The sequence below is a fragment of the Rhodobacter capsulatus genome (genome assembly GCF_052363175.1).
Taxonomy (GTDB): Bacteria; Pseudomonadota; Alphaproteobacteria; order Rhodobacterales; family Rhodobacteraceae; genus Rhodobacter; species Rhodobacter capsulatus_D.
On sequence record NZ_CP198946.1, the window covers coordinates 2,695,747 to 2,708,082 of the forward strand.

Annotated in this window: 11 protein-coding genes and 2 riboswitches; of the genes, 7 read left to right on the plus strand and 4 right to left on the minus strand. The window is 67.1% G+C overall.

Annotated features, from left to right (window positions below):
* Positions 1-34 precede the first annotated feature (34 nt).
* On the minus strand, positions 35-976 hold the full coding sequence (gene cbbR / locus ACTTAI_RS14200) for a LysR family regulator CbbR (RefSeq protein ID WP_444452185.1): 942 nt from the start codon (positions 974-976) through the stop codon (positions 35-37).
* 23 nt (positions 977-999) lie between these two features.
* The gene (locus ACTTAI_RS14205; RefSeq protein ID WP_444452186.1) at positions 1,000-2,142 is read right to left on the minus strand and encodes a hypothetical protein; all 1,143 of its coding nucleotides are present in this window, start codon (positions 2,140-2,142) and stop codon (positions 1,000-1,002) included.
* Between the two features lie 85 nt (positions 2,143-2,227).
* Positions 2,228-2,431: riboswitch (cobalamin riboswitch) on the minus strand.
* A gap of 184 nt (positions 2,432-2,615) precedes the next feature.
* Positions 2,616-2,803: riboswitch (cobalamin riboswitch) on the plus strand.
* Between the two features lie 96 nt (positions 2,804-2,899).
* Here ACTTAI_RS14205 and ACTTAI_RS14210 point away from each other — a divergent pair.
* The 3 genes from ACTTAI_RS14210 to ACTTAI_RS14220 are packed head-to-tail and all read left to right on the plus strand — an operon-like array spanning position 2,900 to position 5,746.
* Positions 2,900-4,930, plus strand: a complete 2,031-nt coding sequence (locus ACTTAI_RS14210; RefSeq protein ID WP_444452187.1) for a ribonucleoside triphosphate reductase — start codon at positions 2,900-2,902, stop codon at positions 4,928-4,930.
* Positions 4,931-4,947: 17 nt separating this feature from the next.
* On the plus strand, positions 4,948-5,136 hold the full coding sequence (gene nrdD / locus ACTTAI_RS14215) for an anaerobic ribonucleoside-triphosphate reductase (protein WP_444452188.1): 189 nt from the start codon (positions 4,948-4,950) through the stop codon (positions 5,134-5,136).
* Complete coding sequence (locus ACTTAI_RS14220) at positions 5,129-5,746, plus strand: anaerobic ribonucleoside-triphosphate reductase activating protein (RefSeq protein ID WP_444452189.1); 618 nt, start codon at positions 5,129-5,131, stop codon at positions 5,744-5,746. The genes nrdD and ACTTAI_RS14220 overlap by 8 nt, the downstream gene beginning before the upstream one ends.
* A gap of 12 nt (positions 5,747-5,758) precedes the next feature.
* Here ACTTAI_RS14220 and ACTTAI_RS14225 read toward each other — a convergent pair whose 3' ends face one another.
* Positions 5,759-7,141 (minus strand): short-chain fatty acyl-CoA regulator family protein, encoded by a 1,383-nt coding sequence (locus ACTTAI_RS14225; RefSeq protein ID WP_444452190.1) that lies wholly within the window; start codon positions 7,139-7,141, stop codon positions 5,759-5,761.
* A 116-nt stretch (positions 7,142-7,257) separates the two neighbouring features.
* Between ACTTAI_RS14225 and ACTTAI_RS14230 the strand changes: the two genes are divergently transcribed.
* Genes ACTTAI_RS14230 through prpB form a run of 4 tightly spaced genes read left to right on the plus strand, consistent with a single transcriptional unit; the run spans position 7,258 to position 11,276 of the window.
* On the plus strand, positions 7,258-7,641 hold the full coding sequence (locus tag ACTTAI_RS14230) for an acyl-CoA thioesterase (RefSeq protein ID WP_444452191.1): 384 nt from the start codon (positions 7,258-7,260) through the stop codon (positions 7,639-7,641).
* Positions 7,642-7,663: 22 nt separating this feature from the next.
* Positions 7,664-9,175 carry an MmgE/PrpD family protein gene (locus ACTTAI_RS14235; protein ID WP_444452192.1) on the plus strand — a complete coding sequence of 504 codons (1,512 nt, stop codon included), beginning with the start codon at positions 7,664-7,666 and terminating at the stop codon, positions 9,173-9,175.
* Positions 9,176-9,185: 10 nt separating this feature from the next.
* Positions 9,186-10,361, plus strand: coding sequence for a bifunctional 2-methylcitrate synthase/citrate synthase (gene prpC / locus ACTTAI_RS14240; RefSeq protein ID WP_444452193.1), 1,176 nt, complete (start codon positions 9,186-9,188; stop codon positions 10,359-10,361).
* Between the two features lie 3 nt (positions 10,362-10,364).
* Complete coding sequence (prpB, locus tag ACTTAI_RS14245; protein ID WP_444452194.1) at positions 10,365-11,276, plus strand: methylisocitrate lyase; 912 nt, start codon at positions 10,365-10,367, stop codon at positions 11,274-11,276.
* A 10-nt stretch (positions 11,277-11,286) separates the two neighbouring features.
* Here prpB and ACTTAI_RS14250 read toward each other — a convergent pair whose 3' ends face one another.
* On the minus strand, positions 11,287-12,336 hold the full coding sequence (locus tag ACTTAI_RS14250) for a 2Fe-2S iron-sulfur cluster-binding protein (protein ID WP_444452195.1): 1,050 nt from the start codon (positions 12,334-12,336) through the stop codon (positions 11,287-11,289).

The following is a 12,336-nucleotide window of genomic DNA, read 5'->3' on the forward strand; positions in this document are numbered from 1 at the left end:
GGAACCGGTTGGGGGGCGCTGATCCTTCCGGCGGTCAAAACGCATCGGAGGGCGGAATCGTGGGCAGAAACCGCCCCTCGAGCGCGGTGATCGTCTGCCAGACGCGCAGTGCAACCGGGCGGGGCGCTTCTCCCTCGGGACGGACCATGAACCAATGACGCACGATCGGCAGGCCGGGGGCGTCCAGCGCCACCAGCCTGCCCAGAGTCAACTCATCCGTCACCGTATGCTGACTGAGAAAGGCCATCCCCAGCCCCGCAATCACCGCCTGCTTGATCGTCTCGTTGCTGTCCATCTCGAGCCGGGCGCAGGCATGGCCGTCGAGCACGCGATCAAGCCAACGCTCCATCAAGATCCGGGTGCCCGAGCCCGGTTCCCGGGTCAGAAACCGCTCGCTGCGCAGCGCCTCCATGGCAATCTGGCCCCCCGCAAGCCGGTGATCGGGCGCAGCCACCAGAAGATGCGGATGCGGGCCCAGCGGCTCGGCCACCACCGCAGGCCGCCGCGGCGGCCGACCGGTGATCGCCAGATCGAACGCCCCGCGGTCCAGCCCGTCCATGATCTCCGCCCGGTTGCCGACGCGCAGGGCGATCTCGATTTCGGGATGGGTATCGCCGAGCATCTTGACCAGCCGTGGCGCGAAATACTTGCCGGTGGACACGACGCCGAGCGTGACCTGCCCCGATTTGCCGCGCGACAACGCCTCCAGATCGGCTTCGACCCGACCGAGCACCGCCTCGATACGGTGCGCGGCCTCGACCATGGCCTGCCCGGCCTCGGTCAGTTCCGACCCGCTGCCATCGCTGGCGCGTTGCAGCATGCGCGTCTCGAAAACGTCTTCGAGCCCCCGGATCTGGGTGTGGATCGCGGGCGTGGTCAGGCCGAGCGCCTGTCCCGCCGCCGTCAGCGATCCGCCCTGCGCCACCGCCCGAAGCGCGCGCAACTGCTTGAACGTGATGCTGTCGCGTCTGAACATGCGCGGCCCCGCACCCGGTCCGGTCAACTGAAGATGCAGGATGCGCCGCCCTGCGGCCCCGCCTCGATCAGGGTCGAGAGGCTGCCCATCGCCGCCCAGTCGATGCCCCGCAGCGGCACCAGCCCGGCCCGATGGCGAAACAGCGCCAACCTTTCCGCACATTCGCCCAGCGGCCCGGAGGAGAGACCACCTTGCAGGATCAGCCGATCGGGAAACGCCCGCTGCAACGCCTCGACAAGCCGCGTGGCCCGCCCGCCAGACGTTTCGGCACGTATCCTCGGGCCAGAGACGATCACCGGCGCGTCGGCCTCGTGCCGCAGGCTTTCCAGGATGTCACCTGTCTCTGCGTCAAGGATCACCCGCACCGAAAGCCCCGCGAGGCGCAACAGATCCGCCGTCACGATCGTGCCGATCATCTCGGTCTCGCCCGGCGGCAGCACGATGCAGACGCGCCCGCGCGGATGCAGCGGCTGCGACGGTCGCCCCGCCCGCTGCAGCAGGCTGTTGAGACGGGTCTGCGCCAGAGCCACCTCGGCAAGGCCGATCACCGCGGCGTCCTGCATCTGACCAAGCCGCTGCAGGCAGGCCTCGGCAAACCCGGCCCGCGCCTGCAGATCGTCGCGGGCTGTCACGGGCAAGGTCGGCTCCGCGTCACACTCCAGCAGCCGTTCGACGAAATCGGGCACCCGGTGCAACAGATCGGATTGCGCAAAAGATCCCAAGGCATGGTCTTGCGCCAGATCGTCGAAGACGCGCTGCGCCAGAGCCAGCAGATCTTGCTCCGACCGCCACGCCGTCCCGGCGCGCAGGCGGGCCTCCTGCCGATGCAGGACGGCCTGCCGCAGCGGCCAGCGGCCAAACCGGCGCCCGTCGGTCCAGCCGACCGAAAGCAGCCGTGCCTCGGCCAGCCGGGGGTCGGGCGCGATCTGCGCCATCGCGGCGCAAAGCTGCGGGCCCGGCCCTTCGATCCAGTGCAGCCAGCCGTCGTCGACCGCGACCGTCGCGCCGCACAGATCAAGCGCGCCCGGCAGGGCCGCAAGATCGTGCCGGATCGGGGCACCGGTCTGCGGCGGGTCCGCCGCGCACGCCGCGCCGATCAGAACCAGGCGCAACAGCCGTTGCCTGCCGAGCAAAGAAGTTTCCATCGCGTCCATTCTCACCGCCATGCGCGCATCCCTGAACAGGGGCGGGAAAACGGCGACACGAACCAAGGCTGCTGCCTTTCGCTTCACGTCCACCCGGTTCACCCCGCCCGAAACGTCTGCGATGGCAGGTCTCCTGGCTTGCGGGTCATCGCGCCCCCGGACCTTCCCGGGCGCGGGCCCAGTGGCATTTCCGGCGGAGCTCGTCGCTCACAGTTGCGGGGGCAGCCGCGGCCTTGCCCCGAAAGGCGCACCGCATTCCCTTTTCAGGCGCAGCCCCGAAGACCGCGCCACCATCGCCGCAAGGATGAAAGCAACCGGCGGCGCTGTAAAGCGGGTTTGCGCCCCCGAAGGGCCGCTGCGCGGCACTCGGTCGCAGGCGGCACCGGCCACTCGCCTGTCTGCATGGGCTCCGGCGGGCCTTGGGCGGGGCGGCGGTGGCAGGTCGGAGGCCGCGAAAGGGAAACTACATATTGACAGGAAGCGGCAATTGATTGCTATATCGTGACGCTCTGGGTCTTGCGGTTGTGCCGCGAGCCAAGAGGGAAGCCGGTGCAAATCCGGCGCTGCCCCCGCAACTGTAAGCGGCGAGCGCGGCTGATCATGCCACTGGGCCTTGGCCCGGGAAGGCCAGCCAAGCTGTGACCCGCAAAGCCAGGAGACCTGCCCGGACTCTGTTTGACCACCGCTGGCGGAGGGCCTGGCGGGGCGCTTTCGGACCCGCATCCGCGGGGCCGTCCGGCGTTCCCATCCCTGCAAAGGCCCGAGAACGAGGACTGCGATGCCGATCGCCGTGAAGACTCTGACCGTCCCTGCCGGTTTCGAAACCGTGCGCACCCGAGATGGCCGCACGGTGCCATTCGAGGCGCGCCGCATCGCGCTCGCGCTGGCGCGTGCCGGGGAGGCCAGCGGCGAATTCGGCACCGCAGAGGCGCTGCGCCTGACGCAGGCGGTCCTGGATCGACTGGCGCTGTTGTCCCTGCTGGCCACCCCGGATGTCGAGACGATCCAGAACACGGTCGAGGCGGTTCTGGCCGATACCGCCCATGTCGCCACCGCCCGCGCCTATGCGGTCTATCGCGACCAGCACGCCCGCCTGCGCGAGGACAACCGGGTGCTGATCGATGTCGAACGCTCGGTCAGCGAATATCTGGAACGCTCCGACTGGCGGGTGAATGCCAATGCCAATCAGGGCTATTCTCTGGGCGGGATGATCCTGAACATCTCGGGCAAGGTGACGGCGAATTACTGGCTGAGCCATGTCTATCCGCCCGAAGTGGGCGTGGCGCATCGGGAAGGCGACATCCATATCCACGATCTGGATATGTTCGCGGGCTATTGCGCGGGCTGGTCGCTGCGCACGCTTCTGCACGAGGGGCTGAACGGCGTGCCGGGCGCGATCGAATCCGCCCCGCCCGCGCATCTGTCCAGCGCGCTTGGCCAGATCGTCAACTTTCTGGGCACGTTGCAGAACGAATGGGCGGGCGCGCAGGCGTTTTCCTCCTTCGACACCTATCTGGCGCCCTATGTGCGGCTGGACGGGCTAAGCTACGCGCAGGTGCGTCAGGCGATGCAGGAATTCATCTACAACCTGAATGTCCCCTCGCGCTGGGGCACGCAGACGCCCTTCACCAACCTGACCTTTGACTGGACCTGCCCCGAGGATCTGCGCGATCAGGTGCCCGTGGTGCAGGGCCGCGAGCTGGGCTTCACCTATGGCGATCTGCAGGCCGAGATGGACCTGATCAACCGCGCCTATATCGAGGTGATGACCGCGGGCGATGCCAAGGGCCGGGTTTTCACCTTCCCGATCCCGACCTACAACATCACCCCCGACTTTCCCTGGGAAAGCGAAAACGCCGAGGCGCTGTTCGAGATGACGGCGAAATACGGCCTGCCCTATTTCCAGAATTTCGTGAATTCGGAATTGCAGCCGCATATGGTGCGCTCGATGTGCTGCCGGTTGCAGCTGGACCTGACCGAGCTGCTCAAGCGCGGCAACGGGTTGTTCGGCTCGGCGGAGCAGACCGGCTCGCTCGGCGTCGTCACGCTGAACTGTGCGCGGCTCGGTCATCTGCACCGCGGCGACGAGGGCGAACTGATAGTGGCGCTTGACCATCTGGCGCGGCTCGCGCGCACCAGCCTTGAGATCAAGCGCAAGGTGATCCAGCGCCATATCGACGCCGGGCTGTTCCCCTATACCAAGCGCTACCTTGGCACGCTCAGGAACCATTTCTCGACGCTCGGCGTGAACGGGCTGAACGAGATGGTGCGCAATTTCACCGCCGACGCCGAGGATATCACCACCGAAGCGGGCAAGGCGCTGGCCTTGCGGTTGCTCGACCGGCTGCGGGCGCAGATGGTGGCGTTTCAGGAGGAAACCGGCCATCTTTACAACCTTGAAGCCACCCCGGCCGAGGGCACGACCTATCGCTTTGCCCGCGAAGATCGCAAGCGCTTCCCCGGCATCCTGCAGGCAGGCACGGCCGAACAGCCCTATTACACCAATTCCTCGCAGCTACCGGTGGGCTTCACCGATGACCCGTTCGAAGCGCTTGCGCATCAGGAGGCGTTGCAGGCGAAATACACCGGCGGCACGGTGCTGCATCTTTACATGGGCAGCCGGATTTCCTCGGCCGCGGCCTGCCGCAAGCTGGTGCGCCGGGCGTTGACTAACTTCCGCCTGCCCTATATCACCGTCACCCCCACCTTCTCGATCTGCCCGAAACACGGCTACATCGCGGGCGAACACGAATTCTGCCCGAAATGCGATGCCGAACTGATCGCGCAGAAACGCGCCTGCACCTGCTGACCCCGAAGGAGAAACCGATGAACAAGCCGCTGGACCTGACCGAGCTGGACACCGCGATGGTGCTGGACGATGCCGAACGCACCCGTTGCGAGATCTGGACGCGGGTGATGGGCTATCACCGGCCGATGGCGTCTTTCAATACCGGCAAGAAGGGCGAGGCCGCCGAGCGGGTCTATTTTTCCGAAGCGCGGGTGCATCTTGGCTGAGCTGGCGGTCTCGGGCCTGGTGCGGCACTCGGCCTGCGACTGGCCGGGGGAGCTGGTGGCGGTGCTCTTCACCCAGGGCTGCCCCTGGTCCTGCCGCTATTGCCACAACCCCGACCTGATCCCGGCCGGGCCCGGAACCCTGCCCTGGTCCGAGGTGCGGGCCTTTCTGGAAAGCCGCCGCGGGCTTCTGGACGGGGTGGTGATCTCGGGCGGCGAGCCGACCTTGCAGGCCGCCCTGCCCGCCGCGCTGGCCGAGATCCGTTCGATGGGCTTTCGCATCGGGCTGCACAGCGCGGGCCCCTACCCCGAGCGGCTGGCGCGCGTGCTGCCGCTTCTGGACTGGGTGGGCTTTGACGTGAAGGCGCCCTTTGCCGATTATCCGCGCATCACCGGCGTGCCCGGGTCAGGGCTGCGGGCCCATGAAAGCCTGCGGCTCCTGCAAGTAAGCAGCGTCGCTTATGCGCTGCGCACGACGGTGCATCCGCTTTTGCTGGGCGCCGCGGATCTGGACCGGATCGGCGCCGATCTGGCCGAGCTGGGCCTGCCGATGGCAGAGCTGCAACCCTTCCGCGCCGAGGGCTGCATCGACACCGAGCTTTGCGCGACCTGACCGCTTCGCCCCTCACTCCGAGCCGGAATAGGGGGCGAAGCGGGTTTCCTCGGGGCGCAGCCGCAAGGGCTTGCCCAGCGTCGGAAAGGCGCGCTGCGGGCAATCGGCGCGCTCGCAGAGCTTGCAGCCCGGGCCGATCTTCGTCGCCAGATCGGGCGCGCGCAGGTTCAGCCCGCGCGCATAGACAAGCCGGTCGGCATGCGCCAGATCGCAGCCAAGCGCCACGGCGAAGCGCTTTTCCGCGGCGCCGAACCCGCCGCCGCCCTGCCGCAGCTGCCGCGCGATCCACAGATAGCTGCGGCCATCGGGCATCTGCGCCACCTGCCGCAAGATCTCGTCCGGGCGGGAAAACGCCTCGTAGATGTTCCAAAGCGGGCAAGAGCCGCCGATGCGGGAAAAGTGGAAATCGGTGGCCGATTGCCGCTTCGAGATGTTCCCCGCCCGATCCACCCGGATGAAAAAGAACGGCACGCCGCGCGCCTCGGGCCGTTGCAGGGTCGAAAGCCGGTGGCAGACGGTTTCGAAGCCGACGCCGAAGCGGTGCGCCAGAAGCTCGATGTCATATGACAGCGCTTCGGCCGAGGCCAGAAAGGCGCGGTACGGCATGATCAGCGCCCCGGCAAAATAGTTCGCCAGCCCCACCCGCAAGAGCGCCTGCGCCTCGGGGTCAAGCTGCGTCGTCGCGCAAAGCCGCGCCATCAACCCGCCCTGCTCCAGAAGCGCCAGCTGCGTCGCGATCTGAAAAGCCTGCTGACCGGGCGTCAGATGCGCGCCCAGATGCAACAGCCCCGCCCCGGGCTCGAACCGGCGCAGGGTGCCGCCCTCGACATGGACGATGCGGATGCCGTGCAGCGTGGCCAGACGCTCGGCCAGCGGCTGCGCCATCCTTCCTGCGGGCAGATCCGCCCCCACCGCCTCGGCCGCGGTATCCAGATCGGGGACATGATTGCGCCGTTCGTAAAACCAGTCCCGCACCGCCTCGAAGGCGGCGGGGGTCGAGGTGGTGGGCGTGCTGATCTGCCCCGCCAGTGCATCGGCGCGATCCGCGAGATCACGCAGCCGCGCCTGCATCGCCACGATCGTGCGCGCGACGGCGGGCATGTTCGCCGCGATCTCCCGCACCTCAGCCAGGCTTGCCCCCGCGCCCTGATCGGCCAGCGCCCCGCGCAACTCGGCAATCAGCCGCGCCTCGTCGGCGTCTGAAAACAGCTGCACATCCAGCCCGAAGGCCGCGTTGAGCTTGAGCAGCACCGGCACCGTCAAGGGCCGCTGGTTGTTCTCGATCTGATTGAGATAGCTCGGCGAGATTTCCAGCGCGCGGGCGAGGTCCGCTTGCGTGATGCCGCGATCCTCGCGCAGGCGTTTCAGCCGCACCCCCATGAATGTCTTTGCCATCTTCGCAACCTTCGCAATTCGCCGCGCCAGCCTTCACAATATAACGCATTATCAATACTTTATCGAAATGCCGAAAGCAAGGAAAGCTGCCTTTGCCAATCTTGCAAAGGTTTCCCATGTCCCTCTCCTCTGCCCCGCCCACCGTTCTGGTCGAGATGATCTTTCCCGATCAGGCAAACCATTACGGCACGCTGTTTGGCGGCAATGCGCTGGCGCTGATGGCGCGGGCGGCCTTTGTCGCCGCCTGCCGCCGCGCCGCGGGGCCGGTGGTGATGGCGCGCTCGGAACGGGTCGACTTTACCACCCCGATCCGCGTCGGCGAGATGCTGGAGCTGCGCGCCGAAATCCTGCGCGAGGGACGCAGCTCGCTGACCGTGGGGGTGCAGGGCATCGCCCAGCCGATCGGCCCGGGCGCCCCCCGCCCCGCATTGGGCGGGCAATTCGTGATGGTCGCCGTCGATGCCGACGGCCGCCCCCGCCCGCTGGTTTCTGAAAATTGACGACAAGACAAGGAAAGACCCGATGAAGACCCACGATCTGCGCAGCTATCGCTCGGCCGAGATCCTGCCGCGTTCCGAACAGCTGGCCTGGAAAATCGCCGAAGTCGCCGCCGACCCGGTGCCGGTGCTGCCCGAAGTGACCGAGATGATCATCAACCGCGTCATCGACAATGCCGCCGTGGCCGCCGCCTCGGTCGGGCGCCGCCCCGTCGCCTCGGCCCGGGCGCAGGCGCTTTGCCACCCGATGCGGCGCGGCGCGACGATCTTCGGGATGCCGCATGGCACCCGGGTCTCGCCGGAATGGGCCGCCTGGGCGAATGGCACGGCGGTGCGGGAGCTGGATTTCCACGACACCTTTCTGGCCGCCGATTACAGCCATCCGGGCGATAATATCCCGCCGATTCTTGCGGTAGCGCAGCACACTGGTCGCTCGGGCGCCGAGCTGATCCGGGCGATCGCCACGGGCTACGAAATCCAGGTCGAGCTGGTGCGCGGGATCTGCCTTCACGAACACAAGATCGACCATATCGCCCATCTCGGGCCCTCGGCGGCGGCGGGGATCGGAACGCTGCTGAACCTGCCCGCAGAGGTAATCTATCAGGCGGTGCAACAGGCGCTGCATGTGACGACCACCACCCGCCAAAGCCGCAAGGGCGAGATTTCCAGCTGGAAAGCCTTTGCCCCGGCCTTTGCGGGCAAGATGGCGATCGAGGCGGTGGACCGTGCGATGCGCGGCGAGGGTGCCCCCAGCCCCGCCTGGGAAGGCGAAGACGGCTTCATTGCCTGGATGCTGTCCGGGCCCGAAGCACGCTATACCGTGCGCCTGCCCGGTCGCGGCGAAGCGAAGCGCGCGATCCTCGACACCTACACCAAGGAATACTCGGCGGAATATCAAAGTCAGGCCCTGATTGATCTCGCCCGCCGCCTTGGCCCGCAGATCGGTGATCTGGCGCAGGTCGACAGCATCGTCATTCACACCTCGCATCACACCCATCACGTCATCGGCACCGGCGCCAATGATCCGCAGAAGATGGACCCCGATGCCAGCCGCGAGACGCTTGACCATTCGATCATGTATATCTTTGCCGTCGCGCTGGAAGATGGCGGCTGGCACCATGTCCGCAGCTATGTCCCTGAACGCGCGCACCGACCCGAGACGGGGACGCTCTGGCACAAGATCTCGACCGTCGAAGATCCGGACTGGACGCGCCGCTATCATGCCCGTGACCCGAAGGAAAAGGCCTTTGGGGGGCGCGTTGTGGTGACGCTGAAGAACGGGCGGCAGATCGTCGACGAATTGGCGCTGGCCGATGCGCACCCCGATGGCGCCCGCCCCTTTGGCAGGGCCGATTACATCCGCAAGTTCATGACGCTTTCGGAGGGCATTCTGACCGCAGCCGAGCAGACGCGCTTTCTCGATGCGGCGCAGAACCTTGCCGACATTCCGTCGGACAGCCTGGGTCTTCTGAACTTCACCGTGCGGCCCGAGGAATTGGGCGCGCCGCGTCCGCGTGGCATCTTCGATTGGGACTGAGGAGGAAACCATGTCCGGTTCGATCATGAAACCGAAGAAATCCGTTGCCCTCTCCGGCGTGGTGGCAGGCAACACCGCGCTGTGCAGCGTGGGGCAGACCGGCAACGACCTGCACTATCGCGGCTTCGACATTCTCGACATCGCCGAGGCCTGCGACTTCGAGGAGGTGGCGCATCTTCTGATCCATGGCACCCTGCCGACGCTGGCGGAACTGGCCACCTATCGCGCCAAGCTGCGGGCGCTGCGCGGGCTGCCCTTGGCCGTGCGCCAGACGCTCGAGGCGATCCCGGCCGCCGCGCATCCGATGGATGTGCTGCGCTCGGGCGTCTCGGCCTTGGGCTGCGTGCTGCCCGAGGCGGTCGATCACAACACGCCCGGCGCGCGCGACATTGCCGACCGGCTGATCGCGGTGCAGGGCTCGATGCTGCTGTACTGGTATCACTTCGCGCAGAACGGTCGCCGCATCGAGGTCGAGACCGAAGACGACAGCATCGCCGGGCATTTCCTGCATCTGCTGCATGGCCGTCCGGCGGGCGAAGAAGCCGTGCGGGCGCTGCACACCACGCTCAACCTTTATGCCGAGCACGAGTTCAACGCCTCGACCTTCACCGCGCGCACCATCGCGGGGACGGGATCGGATCTTTATTCCTGCATCGCGGGCGCCATCGGCGCGTTGCGCGGGCCGAAACACGGCGGCGCGAATGAACAGGCTTTCGAGATCCAGAAGCGTTACACCAGCCCCGACGAGGCCGAGGCCGATATCCGCGCAAGGGTGGCCGCGAAAGAGGTGATCATCGGCTTTGGCCATCCGGTCTATACGATCGCCGATCCGCGCAATGTGGTGATCAAGCAGGTGGCGCGGCGGCTGGCGCTGCATCACGGCGCACTGCGGATGTTCGATATCGCCGAGCGGATCGAACAGGTGATGGCCGAGACGAAGGCGATGTTTCCGAACCTCGACTGGTATTCGGCGGTCTCCTATCATCAGCTTGGGGTGCCGACGATGCTGTTCACACCGATCTTCGTCATTGCCCGCAGCGCGGGTTGGGGCGCGCATGTGATCGAGCAACGGCTGGACGGCAAGATCATCCGCCCCTCGGCCCATTACACCGGCCCCGAAACCCGGGCCTTCCTGCCCCTTGAAGCCCGCGGCGGCCTTTTGACCGCGCCCAACCGGACGGAGTGAGACATGCCCTATCTGATCGGTTCCGATCATCCCGAGGCCCCGGCGGGGGCGCGGTTTCGCGCCGCCCTGGCCCGGCCCGGCATCCTGCGCCTGCCCGGGGCGCATAACGGCATGGCCGCGCTGCAAGCCAAGGCCGCAGGGTTCGAGGCGCTGTATCTGTCCGGCGCGGCGATGTCGGCCTCGATGGGGCTGCCCGATCTGGGCATCCTGACGGTGGACGAAGTCGCCTTCTTCATCCGCCAGATCGCCCGCGCCTCGGGTCTGCCGCTTCTGGTCGATGGCGACACCGGCTATGGCGAGGCGCTGAACGTCATGCACATGGTCCGGGTGTTCGAAGAGGCCGGGGCGGCGGCGGTGCATCTGGAAGACCAGCTCTTGCCGAAGAAATGCGGTCATCTGAACGACAAGAAACTGGCAAGTCCGGCCGAGATGGCGGCCAAGGTGGCGGCGGCGGTGCGGGCGCGGCGGCATCTGGTGGTGATCGCCCGCACCGATGCGGCCGCCGCCGAGGGGATCGAGGGGGCGGTGGCCCGGGCGCAGCTTTATGTCGAAGCGGGCGCCGATGCGATCTTCCCCGAGGCGCTGACCTCGGTCGAGATGTTCCGCGCCTTCCGCGCCCGGCTGCCCGGGGTCAAGCTTCTGGCGAACATGACCGAATTCGGTCGCACCCCGGCCCTGACCGCGACCGAGTTCGAGGAGCTGGGCTATCAGATGGTGATCTGGCCGGTGTCGTCCTTGCGGGTGGCGAACCGCGCGCAGGAACGGCTTTTCACCGCGCTTGCCCGCGACGGCGCCACCACCGCGCTTCTGCCCGAGATGCAGACCCGGGCAGAGCTTTACGCCACGCTGGGCCTTGCGGCTTTCGAGGCGCTGGACGCCTCGATCGCGCAAAGCGTGCTGCCCACGACGGGTTGAAGGGGGGCGGTCAGATCTCGACCGCCACCTTGCCCGAGGGCCGCGAACAGCAGGCCAGGATATAGCCCGCGGCGATGTCGTCTTCGGAAATCCCGCCGTTGTGCAGCATCTGCACCTCGCCCGCGGTTTTCTTCACCTTGCAGGTGCCGCACAGGCCGAAGTTGCACCCCGAAGGGATGTTCAGCCCCGCCCGTTTCGCCGCGGCGAGCACCGTTTCGCCGGGCGCGCAGGCGGTGCTGACGCCCGAGGCGGTGAAGCTGATCTCGGCCGCCTCGGGCGCTTCCACCTCCGGCGCGGGGGCGGTTTCGGGCGGGCCGAAGCTTTCCTGATGATAGCGGGTCAGATCAAACCCCAACGCCGCAAGGCTGTCCTTCACCCCGCGCATGAAGGGTTCGGGGCCGCAGCAGAACACTTCGCGGTCCAGATAATCGGGCGCCATCAGCCCCAGCATGATCTGGTTGAGCCGCCCACGAAAGCCGTGCCAGACGCTGAAGGGCTCGACCTCCTCGACCGTGAAGCGCAGCTGCAAGCCGGGCACCCGGGCGGCGAATTGTTCCAGCCGGGGGCGGAAGATGATGTCCGAGGGCCGCCGCGCCGCATGGACAAAGACGATATCGGGCATCTCGCCGCTGTCCCAGGCCCAGGTCGTCATCGACATCATCGGCGTGATCCCCGAGCCCGCCGAGATGAAGAGATATTTCCGCGCCGGATGCTGGCGCAGGCTGAACACCCCCGCGGGCCCATGCGCCTTGAGCCGCATCCCCGGTTTCAGCTGCTCGATCAGCCAGCGCGAGCCCACCGACCCGGGTTGCGCCTTCACCGTCACCGAAAGCGACAGGGGCCGCGAGGGCGAGGAAGAGATCGTATAGGTCCGGCTGACCGGCTGACCCGGCACCGGCAGATCCAGCGTCAGGAACTGCCCGGGCAGGTAGTCGAACCACGCGCCCGAAGGCGCGCGGAAGGTGATCGTGGCGGTATCGGCGGTTTCGGGCACCACCATCGCGCATTCCAGCGGCTCGGCGTCACTCCACGGCGCGCTGGCCCAGTTGATCCGGTCCAT

Coding starts and splice junctions, on each gene's coding strand:
- cbbR (WP_444452185.1), bottom strand. CDS start 976: ATGTTCAGACGCGACAGCATCACGTTCAAGCAGTTGCGCGCGCTTCGG.
- ACTTAI_RS14205 (WP_444452186.1), bottom strand. CDS start 2,142: ATGGCGGTGAGAATGGACGCGATGGAAACTTCTTTGCTCGGCAGGCAA.
- ACTTAI_RS14210 (WP_444452187.1), top strand. CDS start 2,900: ATGCCGATCGCCGTGAAGACTCTGACCGTCCCTGCCGGTTTCGAAACC.
- nrdD (WP_444452188.1), top strand. CDS start 4,948: ATGAACAAGCCGCTGGACCTGACCGAGCTGGACACCGCGATGGTGCTG.
- ACTTAI_RS14225 (WP_444452190.1), bottom strand. CDS start 7,141: ATGGCAAAGACATTCATGGGGGTGCGGCTGAAACGCCTGCGCGAGGAT.
- ACTTAI_RS14230 (WP_444452191.1), top strand. CDS start 7,258: ATGTCCCTCTCCTCTGCCCCGCCCACCGTTCTGGTCGAGATGATCTTT.
- ACTTAI_RS14235 (WP_444452192.1), top strand. CDS start 7,664: ATGAAGACCCACGATCTGCGCAGCTATCGCTCGGCCGAGATCCTGCCG.
- prpC (WP_444452193.1), top strand. CDS start 9,186: ATGTCCGGTTCGATCATGAAACCGAAGAAATCCGTTGCCCTCTCCGGC.
- prpB (WP_444452194.1), top strand. CDS start 10,365: ATGCCCTATCTGATCGGTTCCGATCATCCCGAGGCCCCGGCGGGGGCG.
- ACTTAI_RS14250 (WP_444452195.1), bottom strand. CDS start 12,336: ATGGACCGGATCAACTGGGCCAGCGCGCCGTGGAGTGACGCCGAGCCG.